At 73.7% G+C, this 18,469-nt stretch carries 1 protein-coding gene (only partly in view); it reads right to left on the bottom strand.

Features of this window, described 5'->3' with window-relative positions:
- Positions 1–18,469, bottom strand: partial view of a non-ribosomal peptide synthase/polyketide synthase gene (locus ACFWR9_RS17660; RefSeq protein ID WP_383842599.1) — the 5' portion only. 1,550 nt of this gene lie to the left of the window's left edge; only the first 18,469 of its 20,019 coding nucleotides appear in the window; the start codon lies at positions 18,467–18,469; its stop codon lies beyond the left edge, outside the window.

The following is an 18,469-nucleotide window of genomic DNA, read 5'->3' as shown; positions in this document are numbered from 1 at the left end:
GGACGGCGAGCGCGAGTCCGGCCGCGCGGGCCCGGCTGACGAGCTGGATGGACAGGATGCTGTCGCCGCCCAGGTCGAAGAACCCGTCGTCGATGCCCACCGAGGACAGGCCCAGCACCTCGGCGAAGAGCGTGCACAGCAGCTCCTCGGCGGGGGTGCGGGCGGCCCGCCCCGTGGACGCCGCCGCGTAATCCGGTGCGGGCAGCGCCTTGCGGTCCAGCTTGCCGTTGACGGTCAGCGGCAGGGCGCCGAGGACCACGAAGGCCGACGGCACCATGTAGTCGGGCAGCGCCTGGCGGGCGAAGGCGCGCAGCGCGTCCGGGTCCACCTCGCCGTCCCGGCCCTCGGCGGCCACGACGTAGCCGACCAGCCGCCGGTCGCCGGGCCGGTCCTCGCGGACGACGACGGCGGCCTGGGCCAGCTCGGGGCGCGTGGACAGGACCGTCTCGATCTCGCCCAGCTCCACCCGGAAGCCGCGGATCTTGACCTGGTCGTCGGCGCGGGCCAGGTACTCGAGTTCGCCCGCCGGGTTGTAGCGGACCAGGTCGCCGGTGCGGTACATCCGCTCGCCGGACCCGCCGTACGGGTCGGCGACGAACCGCTCGCAGGTCAGGTCGGAGCGGCCCAGATAGCCGCGCGCCAGACCGGTCCCGGAGATGAACAGCTCGCCCGGCACCCCGGCGGGCACCGGCTGGAGGTACTGGTCGAGCACGTACGCCCGGGTGTTCCCCGTCGGACGGCCGACCGGCAGGCTGCCACGGGCCGCGTACGGCGCCCCGACCTCGTGCTGCGTGACGCACAGCGTCGTCTCCGTCGGCCCGTACAGGTGGCGCAGCACGGCCCGCGGGGCGTGCTCAAGGACCCGGGCGACCGCGGCGGGCGAGACCACGTCACCGCCGGTCAGCACCTCCCGCACACCGGCGAAGCACTCCGGCGCCTCCTCGGCGATGACCCGGAAGAAACCCGCGGTGAGGTGGATCGCGGTGATGTCGTGGGCGGCGATCAGGCCGGTGACGGCGGCCGCGTCCAGGTGTCCGGGCGGTGCCACGACGACCGTTCCGCCGGACACCAGCGGCACCCACATCTCGTAGCAGGACACGTCGAACGCGTGCGGCGCGTGCAGCAGCACCCGCTCGTGGGCCTCCGGCCGCCAGCAGTGGTCGCGGACCAGGTCCACGACCCCGCGATGGGTGACCGCCACGCCCTTCGGCACCCCGGTGGACCCGGAGGTGTACATCACGTACGCGAGGTCCTGCGGACGCAGCCCCACGTCCGCCGGTACGCCGTCGGCGTGCCCGGACCCGGGCGGGGCGCCGAACTCGTCGACCACCATGACCCGCGCGCCCAGCTCCCCGGCCCGCGCGGCCTCGGCCCGGTCGGCCAGGACGAGCGTCGCCGCGGTGTCCGCCACCACGTGCCGCATCCGGTCGAGGGGATACGTGTCGTGCAGCGGCACGTAGGCGCCGCCCGCCCGGCTGATGGCCAGGGTCGCCACCACATGGGCCAGGGACCGCTCCATCAGCATGACCACGGGCGTCCCCGGCCGCACCCCCTCCTGCCGCAGCAGCCGGGCCAGCCGGCCCGCGCGCGCGTCGAGTTCGGCGTACGACACGGTCGTCCCGCCCTGCACCAGGGCCGGCGCGTCGGGCGTACGGAGCACCTGCGCCGCGAACAGCTCGGGCAGTGTGGCCTCCAGGCTCTCCAGCGCGGGCCCGGTCCCCTCCCCGAGCAGCCGGTGCCGTTCGGTTCCGCTCAGCACCGGCACGTGGGACAGCCGGACAGCGGGGTCGGTGACGACCGTCTCCAGGGTGCGCACGAACCGCTCCACCAGGGACCGTGCAGTCGACCGGTCGAACAGGTCGGTCCGGAAGTCCAGCGCGCCCGTGAGCCCGGTGCTCCGGCCCTCGCCGTCCCGGGTCTCGGCCAGCGCGAAGGCCAGGTCGACCTTGGCCGCACCGAGCCGGCTGCGCTCCACGCCGACCCGCAGCCCCGGCAGGGCGAGCGAGGCGTCCGGGTCCGTGTCGGCCGTGCTCAGGATGAGCATGACCTGGAAGAGCGGGTGGTGCGCCAGCGTCCGGACCGGGTTCAGCGCCTCGACCAGCCGCTCGAAGGGCAGGTCCTGGTGTGCGTAGGCGGCCAGGTCGGTGCGGCGCGTGGTCTCCAGCAGCTCCCGGAAGGTGGGGTTGCCGCTGGTGTCGGTGCGCAGGACGAGCGTGTTGACGAAGAAGCCGACGAGGTTCTCCGTCGCGCCGTCCGTACGGCCCGCGACCGGCGTGCCGATCGGGATGTCCTCGCCCGCGCCCAACCGGGTCAGCAGCGCGGCGAGCGCCGCCTGCACCACCATGAACGTACTGGAGTGCGTGCTCCTGGCCAGCTCGGTCAGCCGCGCGTACAGGCCCGCGTCGAGCGAGAACGCGACCCGGTCGCCGTCCTGGTCCGCCACGGTCGGCCGGGGCCGGTCGGTGGGCAGCTCCAACTGCTCGGGCAGCCCGGCCAACCGCTCCATCCAGTGAGCGAGCTGACGCCCGGCCGCACTGTCGGCGTCGGTCTCGTCCCCGAGGACCTCCCGCTGCCAGAGCGCGTAGTCGGCGTACTGGACGGGCAGCGGCTCCCAGGCCGGGGCGTCGCCCGCGCACCGCGCCGTGTACGCGGCGGCGAGGTCCTGCCCCAGCGGCGTGCGGGACCAGGCGTCGGTGGCGATGTGGTGGATGAGGAGCAGCAGCACGTGCTCCCGCTCCGAGATCCGGAACAGCGTCGCCCGCACCGGGATGCCGGCCGTGAGGTCGAACGCGTGGTGAACGGCCCCGGAGAGCCGCGCGTCCAGCTCGCCCTCCTCTGTGTCGACCACCACGAGCGGCAGCAGACCGGGCTCCCACGCCTGAATCACCTGCCGGGGCCCCTGCTCGTCCTCGGTGTAGGTGGTGCGCAGGCTCTCGTGCCGGGCGAGCAGGTCGTTGATCGCCGCGTGCAGGGCGTCCCGGTCGAGGGTGCCGGTGAGACGGAGGGTGGTGGGGATGTTGTACGTCGCCGAGGGCCCTTCGAGCTGGTGCAGGAACCAGAGGCGCTGCTGGGCGTACGAGAGCGGGACGCGCTCGGGACGGGGCTTCGCCGTGAGCGCGGCCCGCGCACCGTCGGCCTGGTCGAGCGCCCCCGACAGCCCGGCGATCGTCGGCGTCTCGAAGAACTGCCGCACGGACAGCTCGACGTGCAGCGCGGTGCGGGTGCGGCTGACGAGGCGGGTGGCGAGGAGGGAGTGTCCGCCGAGGTCGAAGAAGTTGTCGTCGATGGTGACGCGGTCGACGCCGAGGACTTCGGCGAAGAGGGTGCAGAGGATCTCCTCGCGGGGGGTGCGGGGGGCGCGTCCGGTGGAGGAGGCCGCGTAGTCGGGTGCGGGGAGGGCTTTGCGGTCGAGTTTGCCGTTGGGGGTGAGGGGGAGGGCGTCGAGGGTGACGTAGGCGGAGGGGCGCATGTAGTCGGGGAGTGCGTGGGCGAGTGCGTCCCGGGTGGCGGTTTCCTCGTGTCCGGTGGCGACCAGGTAGGCGACGAGGCGTTGGTCGCCGGGGGTGTCTTCGCGGAGTTGGACGGTGGCCTGGGTGATGCCGGGCTGGGCGGTGATTGTGGCTTCGATCTCGCCGAGTTCGATGCGGTGGCCGCGGAGTTTGACCTGGTGGTCGGCGCGTCCGTCGTAGATGAGGTGGCCGTGGTGGTTCCAGTGGGCGAGGTCGCCGGTGCGGTACATGCGGGTGCCGGGGGTGGTGCTGTGGGGGTTGGCGGTGAAGCGTTCGGCGGTGAGGGTGTGGCGGCCGAGGTAGCCGCGGGCGAGTTGTTCGCCGGCGAGGTAGAGCTCTCCGGTGACGCCGGGGGGTACGGGACGCAGGGCCGAGTCGAGGACGTACACCTGCGTGTTGGCGAAGGGGCGCCCGATGGGGACAGGACCGTCAGGCGTGTCTTCGCTTACGTGGTGGTCGGTGATGTTGACGGTGGATTCGGTGGGGCCGTAGGCGTTGATGATCTGGACGTCGGGGTGCTGGTTGCGCCAGGCCGTGAGGTGGTCGGTGTGGAGGGCTTCGCCGCCGAGGATGAGGGTGCGGGAGGGGGAGGCGGTTTCGGGGAGGGTGGTGAGGAGGGGGAGGTGGCTGGGGGTGGCCTTGATGAGGGTGGGCTGGTTGGTGGTGTTTTCGAGGCTGGTGAGGTGGACGGTGCCGCCGGCGGTGAGGGGGGTCCACAGGGCGGTGATGGTGAGGTCGAAGGCGAGGGGGGAGTGGAGGACGGTGACGCCGTTCATGGCGTTGTAGGTGGTGCGGGCTCGGTGGAGGTAGGTGGCCAGGGCGTGGTGTTCGATGACGACGCCCTTGGGGCGGCCGGTGGAGCCGGAGGTGTAGATCATGTAGGCCGCGTGCCGCGGTGACCAGGGGCTACGGCGCTCAGCGTCGGTGATCTCATCGCTGGGTTGGTCACTGTACGAGGCGGCCGGTATCGGCTCGGTGAGAGCGAGCGCCGGCTGTGCGTCGTCGAGCATGTAGCTGATGCGCTCGGCCGGATACTCCGGGTCGATCGGCAGGTAGGCCGCGCCCGTCTTCAGGACGGCGAGCATGCTGGTGATCGCGTCCAGCGACTTCGGCAGCGCGATCGCCACGAAGTCCTCTGCGCCAAGGCCCTGTTCCAGCAGGTGCCGAGCGAGTTGGTTGGCGCGCCCGTCCAGCTCGGCGTAGGTCAGGGACGCGGAGTCGCACACCACGGCCATCGCGTCCGGCGTCATCCCGGCCTGCTCGCTGATCAGTTCGTGCAGCGGCGTCCCCGGAAGCTCGGTCCGCGCGCCGTTCCACTCCACCAGGACCCGCTCCCGCTCGACCGCGTCCATCAGGTCGATGGCGCCGATCGGTTGGTCCGGAACCGTCGTGGCGGCCTCCAGCACCCGGAGGAACCGGTCCGCGATCGCCTGGGCGGAGCCGCGGTCGAGGAGTTCCGTACTGAAGTCCAGCGCCGCGTCGATGCCTTGCGGCCGGCGTGACGCGTCGAAGGACTCCGCGAACCCGAAGGAAAGGTCGAACTTCGACGAGGTCCGCTGGACCTCCCGGAGCGAGACAGCGAGCCCCGGAAGACCGGCGATGTCCTTCAGCGCGCCTTCGTGGTCCGTGTTGTTGAAGGTCAACAAGACCTGGAAGAGCGGGTGATGGGACAGCGTACGGGTCGGGTTCAGCGCCTCGACCAGCCGCTCGAAGGGGAGGTCCTGGTGCGCGTAGGCGGCGAGGTCGGTGTCGCGCACCCGGTCGAGGAGCCGGCGGAAGGTCGGATCGCCGGCCGTGTCCGTACGGAGGACCAGCGTGTTGATGAAGAGCCCGATCAGGTCGTCGGCCGCGTCGTCCGTGCGCCCGGCGACGGGCGTGCCGATCGGGATGTCCTCACCCGCACCGAGACGGGTGAGCAGGACCGCTACGGCCGCCTGGATCACCATGAACGCGCTGGTGTTGGTGGCTCGCGCCAGTTCCGTCAGACGCGTGTGCAGCTCCGCGGGCACGGTGAACGGGATGCGGTCACCCGAGTACCCCGCGACGGCCGGCCGGGGCCGGTCGGTGGGGAGGTCGAGCTGTTCCGGCAGGCCGGCCAGTTGCCTCTGCCAGTAGGTGAGCTGTCGGCCCGCGAGGCTGTCGGCGTCGGTCTCGGCGCCGAGGATCTCCTGTTGCCAGAGCGCGTAGTCGGCGTACTGGACGGAGAGCGGAGCCCACGCGGGCGCCTCGCTGCGGACGCGGGCCGCGTAGGCGGCGGTGAGGTCCTGGGCCAGGGGAGCCCGGGACCAGGCGTCGCTGGCGATGTGGTGGATGAGGAGCAGCAGCACGTGCTCCCGCTCCGACACCCGGAACAGCGAAGTGCGCGCGGGGAGTTCCTGCGCGAGGTCGAAGCGGTGGCCGACGGCCTCGTCGAGCCGGGCACCGACCTCCTCCTCGGCCACGTCCACGACCGTGAAGGGCGTCGAGGCTGCCTCCACGGGCAGCACGATCTGGTACGCGCCCTCCTCGTCCTCGGTGAAGACCGTCCGCAGGCTCTCGTGCCGGGCGACGACGTCACCGATCGCCGCGCGCAGGGCCTCCACGTCGAGCTTGCCGTCGAGCCGCAGCGTGAGCACGGTGTTGTAGGTCGCCGACGGTCCTTCGAGCTGGTGCAGGAACCAGAGGCGCTGCTGGGCGTAGGAGAGCGGGATGCGCTCGGGACGCGGCTTCGCGGTGAGCGCGGTGCGGACGGGGCCCGACGTGTCGAGGGCGTCGGCCAGACCTGCCACGGTCGGCGTCTCGAAGAGCTGCCGGATGGAGAGTTCGACGTGCAGTGCGGTGCGGGTGCGGCTGACGAGGCGGGTGGCGAGGAGGGAGTGTCCGCCGAGGTCGAAGAAGTTGTCGTCGATGGTGACGCGGTCGACGCCGAGGACTTCGGCGAAGAGGGTGCAGAGGATCTCCTCGCGGGGGGTGCGGGGGGCGCGTCCGGTGGAGGAGGCCGCGTAGTCGGGTGCGGGGAGGGCTTTGCGGTCGAGTTTGCCGTTGGGGGTGAGGGGGAGGGCGTCGAGGGTGACGTAGGCGGAGGGGCGCATGTAGTCGGGGAGGGCTTGGGCCAGTGCGTCCCGGAGCGTGTTCTCGTCCCACTCGGTGGCGACCACGTAGGCGACGAGTCGCTGGTCTCCCGGCTGGTCCTCGCGGAGTTGGACGGTGGCCTGGCTGATACCCGGCTGGCTGGTGAGGGTGGCTTCGATTTCGCCGAGTTCGATGCGGTGGCCGCGGAGTTTGACTTGGTGGTCGGCGCGTCCGTCGTAGGTGAGGTGGCCGTGGTGGTTCCAGTGGGCGAGGTCGCCGGTGCGGTACATGCGGGTGCCGGGGGTGGTGCTGTGGGGGTTGGCGGTGAAGCGCTCCGAGGTCAGGGCGTGGCGGCCGAGGTAGCCGCGGGCCAACTGCTCACCGGCGAGGTACAGCTCTCCCGTCACACCGGGGGCTACGGGACGCAGGGCCGAGTCGAGGACGTAGACCTGGGTGTTGGCGAAGGGGCGTCCGATGGGGACGGGGCCTTCTTCCGTGCCGTCGAGGTGGTGGTCGGTGATGTTGACGGTGGATTCGGTGGGCCCGTAGGCGTTGATGACCTGGACGTCGGGGTGCTCGGCCCGCCAGGCGGCCAGGTGGTCGGTGTGTAGTGCCTCCCCGCCCAGGATGAGGGTGTGGGAGGGGGAGGCGGTTTCGGGGAGGTTGGTGAGGAGCGGGAGGTGGCTGGGGGTGGCCTTGATGAGGCTCGGCTGGGCCACCGTGTGTTCCAGGCTGGTCAGGTGGACCGTTCCGCCGGCCGTGAGGGGTGTCCACAGGGCGGTGATGGTGAGGTCGAAGGCGAGGGGGGAGTGCAGGACGGTGACGCCGTTCATGGCGCTGTACGTCCGGCGGGCCCGGTGAAGGTAGGTCGAAAGGGCGTGGTGTTCGATGACGACGCCCTTGGGGCGGCCGGTGGAGCCCGACGTGTAGATCATGTAGGCCGCGTGCCGCGGTGACCACGGGCTACGACGCTCCACGTCCGTGATCTCATCGCTGGGGCGGCTCTCATAGGCCGCGGGGTCCACCGGCTCGGTCAGAGCAAGCGCCGGTCGCGCGTCGTCGAGCATGTAGCTGATGCGCTCGGCCGGATACTCCGGGTCGATCGGCAGGTAAGCCGCGCCGGTCTTCAGTACGGCCAGCATGCTGGTGATCGCGTCCAGCGACTTCGGCAGCGCGATCGCCACGAAGTCCTCCGCCCCCAGCCCCTCCCCCAGCAGGTGCCGCGCGAGCTGGTTGGCGCGGCCGTCCAGCTCGGCGTAGGTCAGGGACGAGCCGTCGCACACGACCGCGACCGCGTCCGGCGTCCGCCCGGCCTGCTCGCTGATCAGCTCGTGCAGCGGCGTCCCCGGAAGCTCGGTCCGGACCCCGTTCCACTCCACCAGGACCCGCTCCCGCACGACCGGGTCGAGGGTGTCCAGGCGCGCGACGGGCAGGTCGGAGTCGGTGACCAGTGCTTCCAGCACCCGCACCATCCGGTCCGCCAGCGAGCGGACCAGGTCCCCGGAGCAGATGTCCGCGCGGTGGTCGAGGAGCAGCCGCAGGTTGTCGTCGCGGGTGTGGGCCACGAGGTTGACGGCGAAGTCCGTGCTCTCGACCGCGTCGAAACCGGCCACCCGCAGCCCGTCGAGCTGGCGGCTCGTCGTGTCGGCGCTCACCGGGTAGTTCTGGAAGACCATGGCGGTGTCGAAGAGTTCGCCGTGTCCGGCCCACCGCTGGATGTCGGCGAGTCCGGCCCACTGGTGGTCCAGGAGGCGGGCCTGTTCGGCCTGGAGGCGGCGGAAGAGGTTGCCGAGGGGTTCGGCGTGGTCGAGGCGGGCGCGGACGGGCAGGGTGTTGATGAAGAGGCCGATCATCGACTCGACGCCGGGCAGCTCGGGCGGGCGGCCGGAGACGGTGGCGCCGAAGACGACGTCGTCGCGGCCGGTGGCCTGGGCAAGGGCGAGCGCCCAGGCGCCCTGGACCACGGTGTTCATGGTCACGCCCTGGCGCCGTGCCCACGCGGAGAGGGCCGCCGTGGCGTCACGGTCCAGGCCGAACGGGACGCTCAGGGTCGCCGTCTCGGCCGGGCCGGCGTCCGGGGCGAGGAGGGTGGACTCGTCGAGGCCGGCCAGGGACTCCTGCCAGGCGGTCCGGGCCGCGTCCCGGTCGCGGGTGTCGAGCCAGGCCAGGTAGTCGCGGTACGGGCGGACCCGGGGCAGGCTCACGGGGTCGCCGCCGGAGACGTACAGCTCGGTCAGTTCCTGCCAGAGCAGGGGCATGGACCAGCCGTCGAGCAGGATGTGATGGTTGGTCATCACCAGGCGGACGCGGTCGGCGGACAGGCGGATCGCTGTGAAGCGCATCAGCGGCGGGCGGGTGAGGTCGAAGCGGCGTTCCCGGTCCCCGGCCGCCAGTCGTCCGGCCTCCGCCTCGCGTGCGTCCTCGGCGCGGTCGGTCAGGTCGTACTCGCGCCAGTCCGGTTCGACGTCGGCGGGCACCACCTGCACCCACGCGCCGGACCCGGTCTGCCGGAACCCGGCCCGCAGGTTGGCGTGCCGGCGCAGCAGTGCGTGGGCCGCCGCGCGCATCCGGGTGCCGTCGAAGGTGCCCTCCAGGTCGAAGGAGAGCTGGCCGACGTAGACGTCGCGGGCGGACTCGTCGTACAGGTTGAGGAAGAGGAAGCCCTCCTGGAGCGGGGCGAGGGGCAGGACGTCCTGGAGGTCGGGGAGGGCGTCCTCCAGGTGCTCGATCTCGTCCTGGGCGATCGCGGGGTGGGCGATGTCGGAGGGGGTGAGGCCGCCCGCGCCGGGCTGCCGGGCCTCCTCGACGAGGCGGCGCAGCATGCGGAACCAGGCGTCGGCCAGCCGCTGGGTGTCCTCGGGCTCCAGCTCGGTGCGGGAGTAGGTCCAGCGGGCGCGCAGCCGGGTGCCGTCGGCGGTCTCGCGGGCGACGGCGTTCACGTCCACGGGGTGGGCCAGCGGCATGGCACCGTCGATACCGGCGACGTCGCCGCCCTCGATGGTCCAGGGAGCCTCGTCGGCGCCCTCCTGGCCGATCTGGCCCAGGTAGTTGAAGCCGAACTCGGGGACGGGCAGCACGGCGAGGACGTCGCGGGTGCGGGGGTTGAGGTGGCGCAGCAGGCCGTAGCCGAGGCCGTCGCCCGGTACGGCGCGCAGCTGCTCCTTGACGGCCTTCAGCGCCCGGATCGCCGATCCGGCGTCGCCGGAGAGGGCGGGCGGGGCCAGCCGGACCGGGTACATCGACGTGAACCATCCTGCGGTGCGGCTGAGTTCGGCGCCGGGGACCGCCTCCTCGTGGCGGCCGTGGCTCTCCAGGTCCACCACGACGGGTGCGGCGGGGTCCTCGGAGCGGCCGTGCCGCCACTGGGCGACGGCCAGGGCGAAGGCGCTCAGGAGCACGTCGTTGATGGTCGCGTGGCAGACGCCGGGGACCCGGGTGAGCAGGGCCTCGGTGGTGTCCGCGTCGAGTTCGGCGGTGATCTCGCCCGCGTTCGCGTGGGTGTCCCGTGCGGGGTCCACGTGCAGCGCGCGCGGGGTGTCGCCGAGTACCGAGCGCCAGTGGTCCAGTTCGTCCTCGGTCCGCTGCTGCCCGGCGAGGTCGGTGAGGGCCAGTGCCCACCGGCGCCACGGCGTGCCCACGGCGGCGAGAGTGTCGCCGGCGTAGGCGGACGCCAGGTCGGGGACGATGATGCGCCAGGTGACGCCGTCCATGACCAGGTGGTTGGCGACCAGGACGAGCAGGCCGTCCCGGGCGGCGCCCCGGTCGAGCCAGACGGCCTGGAGCATGCGGCCGTCGGCGGGAGCCAGGCGGGCGCGGGCCGCCCACGCCTGCTCGGTGACCGCGGCGCGCACAGCGGACTCGTCGAGGCGTACGGCGTCGAAGCGAACCAGGCAGTCGGCCGGTGTCACGGAGCCCGGCTCCGGGATCTCGATGGTCCAGTCGGCGGCCACCCGCATGCGCAGCGCGTCGTGCCGGTCGAGCACGGCCTGCAGTGCGGCACCGAGCGCGTCGAAGTCGAGGGCGGCGGGCACGCGCAGGACCAGTGACTGGTTGAACTCGGCCATGTCGGAGCCGAGGTCGGCGAACCAGCCCATCATCGGGGTGCGCGGCGCCGGGCCGTAAGCGGGGACTTCGGAGTGCTGCGCGGAGTCGTCCGGGCCGGGCGCGTCGGCGGCCGACCGGGCGAGCAGTGCGGGCGTCTGGTGCTCGAAGACGTCCCGCACGGACAGGACCAGGCCCGCCGCGCGGGCGCGGCCGACGAGCTGGATGGAGAGGATGCTGTCCCCGCCCAGGTCGAAGAAGCCGTCGTCGACGCCGGCCGACTCCACGCCGAGGATCTCGCCGAACAGCTCGACCAGCAGCCGCTCGCGCGGGTCGCGGGCGGCCCGGCCGGAGGTGCGGGCGGAGTAGTCGGGGGCGGGCAGCGCCTTGCGGTCCAGCTTGCCGTTGATCGTCAGCGGCAGCGCGTCAAGGACGACGAACGCGGTCGGGATCATGTGGTCGGGGAGGGTCTCGCGCAGTTCGGCGCGGAGCGCGGCGGTGTCCACGGTGCGGCCGGGCTCGGGCACGACGTAGGCCACGAGCCGCCGGTCGCCGGGCCGGTCCTCCCGTACGATCACGGCCGCCCGCGCCAGGTGCGCGCGCTCGGTGATGACCGCCTCGATCTCGGTGGGCTCGATCCGCAGGCCGCGGATCTTGACCTGGGTGTCGACGCGGCCCAGGTACTCCAGTTCGCCGTCCGGCAGCCAGCGCACCAGGTCGCCGGTGCGATAGAGCCGGGTGCCGGGGGCGCCGAAGGGGTTGGCCACGAACCGCTCGGAGGTCAGGGCGGGGCGGCCGTGGTAGCCGCGGGCCAGGTGCGGCCCGGCGGCGTACAGCTCGCCGGGCACGCCGGGCGGGACCGGGCGCAGGGCCGCGTCCAGGACGTAGACGGCGCTGTTGGTGACGGGGGAGCCGATGGGTGGGGTGAGGGGGCCGGACAGCGGCCCGCTCATCGTGGAGCAGACCGTGGTCTCGGTGGGACCGTAGGAGTTGAGCATGGTCCGGCCCGGCGACCAGCGTTCCACCAGCTCGGGCGGGATCGCCTCGGCGCCCACGACGAGGGTCAGCCCGTCGGGCAGCGACCCCTCCGGCAGCAGCCCGAGCACGGAGGTCGTCAGGCTCAGGTGGGTCGCCGCGTGCCGGGTCGCCAGCTCGGCCAGCTCCGGTCCCGGCGTGGTCTCCTGCGGGGCCACGACCAGGGCGGCGCCGGTGAGCAGGCCCATCGCCAGCTCCCAGAACGACGCGTCGAAGCTCGGCGAGAGATGCTGGAGGACCTTGCTGCCCGGGCCCGCCGCGCAGTCGCGGGTGAAGATGTCCACGAGGCCGGGCAGCCCGGTGTGGGTGACGACGACGCCCTTGGGGCGGCCCGTCGTTCCCGAGGTGTAGATCATGTACGCGGCGTGCTCGGGGCGCAGCGGGGCGGGCCGGTCGGCGTCGGTGACGTCGTGGCCGGGGAGCGCGGCGAGGGCCGTCGCGGTCCCGGCGTCGTCGAGCAGCAGGACGGGTGTCCCCGTGTCCGGGAGGCCGGCGGCCAGGGCGGACGTGGTGACGACGAGGACGGGTGCCGCGTCCCGGACGAGGTGGGTGATCCGCTCGGCGGGGTAGGCCGGGTCGACGGGCAGGTAGGCCGCGCCCGCCTTGAAGGCGGCGAGCGCCGAGACGACCAGGTCGGCCGAGCGGGGCAGGGCGACCGCCACGAATTGCTCGGGGCCCGCGCCCAGTTCGAGGAAGCGGCGGGCCAGCCGGTTGGCGCGCTCGTCCAGCTCACCGTAGGTCAGGGTCCCGTCGGCGGACTCGACGGCGAGGTGGTCGGGGCGGTCGGCGGCGTGCTCGGCGACGTAGTCGGCGAAGGTGCCGTCGACCGGCCTGCGGGCGGTGTCGTTCCACTCGACCAGGACGCGGTCCAGTTCGCGGGGGCTGAGCACGTCGACGTCGCCGATGCGCCGGCCGGGGTCGGCGACCAGCGCGTCCAGCAGCCGCAGGAACCGCTCCACCAGCAGCGCGACCGTGCCCTCGTCGAACAGGTCCGCGCTGTACTCGGCCGCGCCCACCAGTCCGGCGGGGGCGCCGTCGGTGTCGCGGTGCTCGGCGAGTTCGAGGGCGAGGTCCAGCTTGGCTACGCCGGTGGTCACGTCGAGGAGGCTCACGCCGAGGCCGGTGGTGGCGAGCGCGGCGAGGGCGTCCTGCTGGGTGGTGTCCAGGCTCAGCAGCACCTGGAACAGCGGGTTGTGGGAGAGCGACCTGGTCGGCGAGAGGACGTCCACCAGGTGCTCGAAGGGCAGGTCCTGGTGGTCGTAGGCGCTCAGGTCGGTGTCCCGCACCCGGTCCAGGAGTTCCCGGAAGGTGGGGTCGCCGCTCGTGTCGGTGCGCAGCACCAGGGTGTTGACGAAGAAGCCGACGACCTGGTCCACGGCGTCGTCGCCGCGGCCCGCCACCGGTGTGCCCAGGGGGATGTCGTCGCCCGCGCCCAGCCGGGTCAGCAGGGCCGCCAGGGCCGCCTGGAGCACCATGAAGACGCTGGTGCGGGACTCCCTGGCCAGCTCCACCGCGCCCCGGTGCAGGCCGGCGGGGACGGTCAGCGGGACCCGGCCGCCGCGGTGCGAGGCGACGGCGGGCAGCGGCCGGTCCGCGGGCAGTTCGAGCCGGTCGGGCAGCCCGGCCAGGGCCTGCTTCCAGTGCGCGAGCTGCCGGCCGGCGGGGCTGGTGCCGTCGGAGGCGTCCCCGAGCGAGGCCCGCTGCCACAGGGTGAAGTCGGCGTACTGCACGGGCAGCGGCGCCCAGTCGGGGGCGTGGCCGGCCGCGCGGGCGGTGTAGGCGGCGGCCAGGTCGCGGACCAGCGGACCGAGGGACCAGCCGTCACCGGCGATGTGGTGGACCATCAGCAGCAGCACGTGCTCGTCGGCGCCGAGCCGGAACAGCTCCGCGCGCACCGGGATGTCGGCCGTCAGGTCGAAGCAGTGCCGGGCGGCCTCTTCGAGACGGCGGCCGAGCAGGTCCTCGGTGAGGTCGGTGACCGGCAGTCCGAAGCGCACACCGGCGGCGTCCAGGACGGTCTGCCGGGCGCCCTGCGCGTCCTCCGTGAAGACGGTCCGCAGGCTCTCGTGGCGTACGACGACGTCCTGGAAGGCCGCGCGCAGCGCCTCCGGGACCAGGGCGCCGGTCAGCCGCAGCGCGCCGGTGATGTTGTAGGTGGGGGAGGGCCCTTCGAGCTGGTGCAGGAACCACAGCCGCTGCTGGGCGTACGACAGGGGCAGCCGCTCCGGGCGCACCCCGGCCGTCAGCGCCGTCCCGGCCCGTTCGGCCCCGTCGAGGGCGGCGGAGAGCCCGGCCACGGTCGGGCTCTCGAACAGCCGCCGCACGGACAGCTCGACGCCGAGGGTGCTGCGGATGCGGCCGGCCAGCCGGGTCGCCAGCAGGGAGTGGCCGCCGAGGTCGAAGAAGCTGTCGTCGACGGTCAGCCGGGGCACCCCGAGGACCTCGGCGAACAGCGAGCACAGGATCTCCTCGCGCGGGCCGCGCGGGGCACGTCCGGTGACCTGACCCGCGTGGGCGGGGGCGGGCAGCGCCTTGGTGTCGAGCTTGCCGTTGGGCGTCAGCGGCAGCACGTCCAGGGTGACGAACGCCGACGGCAGCATGTGGTCGGGCAGGTGCCCGGCGGCGTGGCCGTGCAGCGCGCGGGCCGTCGTGTCGGTGCCGGTGACCACGTACGCGACGAGCCGCGGGTCGCCCTGGACGTCCTCGCGCGCCACCACGGCCACGTCGTCGACGGCGGGGTGCGCGGCGAGCACGGCCTCGATCTCGCCGGGCTCGATGCGGAAGCCGCGGATCTTCACCTGCTGGTCGGCGCGGCCCAGGTAGTCCAGGCCGCCGTCGGTGCGGCGCCTGGCCAGGTCGCCGGTGCGGTACATGCGGGTGCCGCGCTCGCCGAACAGGGCGGCGTACGGGTCGGCGGGGAAGCGGTCCGAGGTGAGCGCCGGGCGGCCCAGGTAGCCGCGGGCCAGTCCCGCGCCGGCCACGTACATCTCGCCGGTGACCCCGGGCGCGGTGGGCCGCAGCCGGTCGTCGAGGACGTAGACGCGCAGGTCGGGGATGTTGACGCCGATCGTGCTCGCCGACGCGGCGGCCGCGGTGGCGCGGTCCAGGGCGAAGTGCGAGACGTGCACGGTGGTCTCGGTGATGCCGTACATGTTGACCAGCGCCGGCGCGTCCTCGGCGTGCCGCTCGTACCAGTCGGCCAGCCGGGACAGGTCCAGGGCCTCGCCGCCGAACACCACGGTGCGCAGGGCGAGTTCCGCACCGCCCTCGCGGTCGGCGGCGGCCAGCTGGTGGAACGCGGACGGCGTCTGGTTGAGGACGGTGACCCGCTCGCGGGCGAGCAGGGACCGGAACGCGGCGGGGTCCCGGCTGACGTCGTGCGGGACGACGACGAGCCGGCCGCCGTGCAGCAGCGGGCCCCACAGTTCCCACACCGAGAAGTCGAAGGCGTACGAGTGGAACAGCGTCCACACGTCGTGCTCGTCGAAGCCGAACCAGTGCTCGGTGGCGGAGAAGAGCCGTACGACGTTGCGGTGCGGCACGGCCACGCCCTTGGGGCGGCCGGTCGAGCCGGAGGTGTAGATGACGTAGGCGGTGTCCCGCGGGTCGAGGGGCCGGACCCGCTCGCTCTGCGCCAGGTCGGTGGCGGGGTACGGGTACGGGTGAGGGTCCGTCGCGTCGCCGAGGACGATGCGGGGCACCTCGTGGGCGGGCAGCCGGTCGGCGGTGGCGCGGTCGGTGAGCAGGGCCGCGGGCGCCGAGTCGGACAGCGCGTGGGCGAGCCGGTCGGCCGGGTAGCCGGGGTCCAACGGCACATAGGCGGCACCCGACTTGACCACCGCGAGCAGCGCCACGACCAGCTCGGCCGAGCGCGGCAGGGCGAGGGCGACCAGCGCGTCGGGGCCGATGCCGCGCGCCGTCAGCAGCCGGGCCAGGCGGTTGGCGCGGGCGTTGAGGTCGGCGTAGGAGAGCGTGGTGCCCTCGAAGGTCAGCGCGGTGCGGCCCGGGTGCCGGGCGGCCTGCCGCTCGAACAGCTCGGGCAGCGTGGCGGTGACGGGCGAGGGGGAAGCGGGGGCGCCGTCCGGCCGGTTGGCCGTCACCAGCAGGTCGTGGTGTTCGCCGGGGACGAGCACGTCGACGTCGCCGAGCCGTACGCCCGGGTCGGCGGCGACCTCCGTGAGCAGCCGCAGCAGCCGCTCGGTGAGCGTGCGCACGGTCCCGGCGTCGAAGAGTTCGGTGCTGAACTCCACCGCGAGGTCAAGACCGGCCTGCCCGCCCTCCGCGTCCCGCCGCTCGTCGAAGGCGAAGACGAGGTCGAACCGGGACAGCCCGGTGTGCACCGGCAGCAGCGAGGTGCTGATCCCGGGCAGCCGGCCCAGCTCGCCCAGGGCGTCCTGCTGGGTGGTGTCGAAGGTCAGCATCACCTGGAACAGCGGGTGGTGGGAGGTGGCCCGGTCCGGGTTGACCGCCTCGACGAGCCGCTCGAAGGGCACGTCCTGGTGGGCGTAGGCGGCCAGGTCGCGTTCGCGGACGCGGCCGAGCAGTTCGCGGAAGGTCGGGTCGCCGCCGGTGTCGGTGCGCAGCACGAGCGTGTTGACGAAGAACCCGACCAGGTTCTCCACCGCCGCGTCGGTACGGCCCGCGATGGTCGAGCCGATCGGCACGTCCTCGCCGGCGCCGAGCCGGGTCAGCAGCCCCGCGAGCGCGGCCTGGAGCACCATGAAGACGCTGGTCCGCGTCTCGGCGGCCAGCGCGGCCAGCGAGCGGTGCAGGCCGGCGGGCACCGTCAGGTCGAGGCGGTCGCCGGAGTTGTCGCGGCGCACGGGACGGGGCCGGTCGGTGGGCAGCTCCAGCCGCTCCGGCAGCCCGGCGAGAGCATCCCGCCAGTGCGCCAGCTGCCGGGCGCCCTCGCTGCCGCCCTCGCCGCCGCCCTCACTTCCCGCCTCGTCGTCGCCGGTGCCGAGCAGTTCGCGCTGCCAGAGCGTGTAGTCGGCGTACTGCACCGGCAGCGGCGCCCAGTGGGGGGCCGTACCGGCCGACCGGGCGGCGTAGGCGGTGCCCAGGTCGCGGGCGAGGGGCGCCAGCGACCAGCCGTCGCCCGCGATGTGGTGCAGGACGAGGAGCAGGACGTGCTCCTCGGGCGCCACCCGCAGCAGCGTGGCCCGCAGCGGCACGTCCCGGGTGAGGTCGAAGCGGTGCCGGGCGGTGCGCGCGAGGTCGCCGGCCAGCCGCTCCGGGGCGCTGTCCAGCGTCTCCAGGCGGGACGGGGCCCGTTCGGGGGAGAGGATCACCTGGCGGGGGCCGTGCGCGTCCTCGGCGAAGACCGTGCGCAGGCTCTCGTGCCGGGCCACCACGTCGCCGACGGCCGCCGACAGCGCGGCCTCGTCCACCCTGCCGGTCAGCCGCAGCGCCGCCGGGATGTTGTACAGCGGCGAGGGGCCCTCGTACTGGTGGATGAACCACAGGCGCTGCTGCGCGAAGGACAGCGGCAGCCGCTCGGGGCGCGGCCGGGCGGTGACCGCCGCGCGGGCCCGCCCGGTCTCCGCCAGCGCCGGGGCCAGCTCCGCCACGCTCGGCGACTCGAAGATCCGCTGGATCGGCACCTCCGCGCCGGCGGCGGAGCGGATGCGGCTGATCAGCCGGGTGGCGAGCAGGGAGTGGCCGCCCAGCTCGAAGAAGCTGTCGTCGACGCCGACCTCGTCGACGCCGAGCACCTCGGCGAACAGCGCGCACAGCAGCTCCTCGCCCGGGGTGCCCGGGGCGCGTCCGGCGGACCGCTCGGTGCGCGCGGGGGCGGGCAGGGCCCTGCGGTCGAGCTTGCCGTTCGGGGTGACCGGCAGCGAGGGCAGGGTGACGAAGGCGGCGGGCACCATGTAGCCGGGCAGCAGCTCGCGCAGGCGCGCGGTGAGCAGCGCGGCGTCCGCCTCGGAGCCCGGCGCGGGCACGGTGTAGCCGACGAGGCGCTGGTCGCCGGGCCGGTCCTCGCGCAGGACGACGGCGGCCTGGCCGACCTCCGGCTGCCGCACGAGCGCCGCCTCGATCTCGCCGAGCTCGATCCGGAAGCCGCGCAGCTTGACCTGGTGGTCGGCGCGGCCGAGGTAGTCGAGGCTGCCGTCGTGGTGCCGGCGCGCGAGGTCGCCGGTGCGGTACATCCGGCTGCCGGGCGCCCCGTGCGGGTCGGCGGTGAAGCGTTCGGCGCTGAGGCCGGGGCGGCCCAGGTAGCCGCGGGCGAGCTGCACACCGGCGATGTACAGCTCGCCGGGCACGCCGGCCGGGACCGGGCGCAGCGCGGCGTCCAGCACGTACATCCGGGTGTTCCACACCGGACGCCCGATCGGCACCGGCCCGTCGCCGGTGTCCTCGGCGCACGGCCAGTACGTCACGTCGACGGCGGCCTCGGTGGGCCCGTACAGGTTGTGCAGCGGTACGTCCGACACGGCGCGGAACCGGGCGCGCAGCTCCGCCGAGAGGGCCTCGCCGCTGCAGAAGACCCGGCGCAGTCCGCTCAGCGAGGCCGCGGACGGCTCCCGCAGGAACACGTCGAGCATCGACGGCACGAAGTGCAGGGTGGTCACGCCCGCGCGCCGGACGGTGTCGGCCAGGTAGGCGGGGTCCAGGTGGCCCTCGGGCCGGGCCACGACCAGCGTGGCGCCCTGGATCAGGGGCCAGAAGAACTCCCACACGGACACGTCGAAGCCGGAGGGCGTCTTCTGCAGCACCCGGTCGGACGGTTCGAGGCCGTAGGTGTCCTGCATCCAGGCCAGGCGGTTGACGATCGCCCGGTGGGAGACCACCACGCCCTTGGGGCGGCCGGTGGACCCGGAGGTGTAGAT

The sequence above is a fragment of the Streptomyces sp. NPDC058534 genome, assembly GCF_042717365.1.
Taxonomy (GTDB): domain Bacteria; phylum Actinomycetota; class Actinomycetes; order Streptomycetales; family Streptomycetaceae; genus Streptomyces.
The sequence above is the reverse complement of the archived record's forward strand: the minus strand, read 5'-3'. Positions and strand labels throughout refer to the sequence as shown.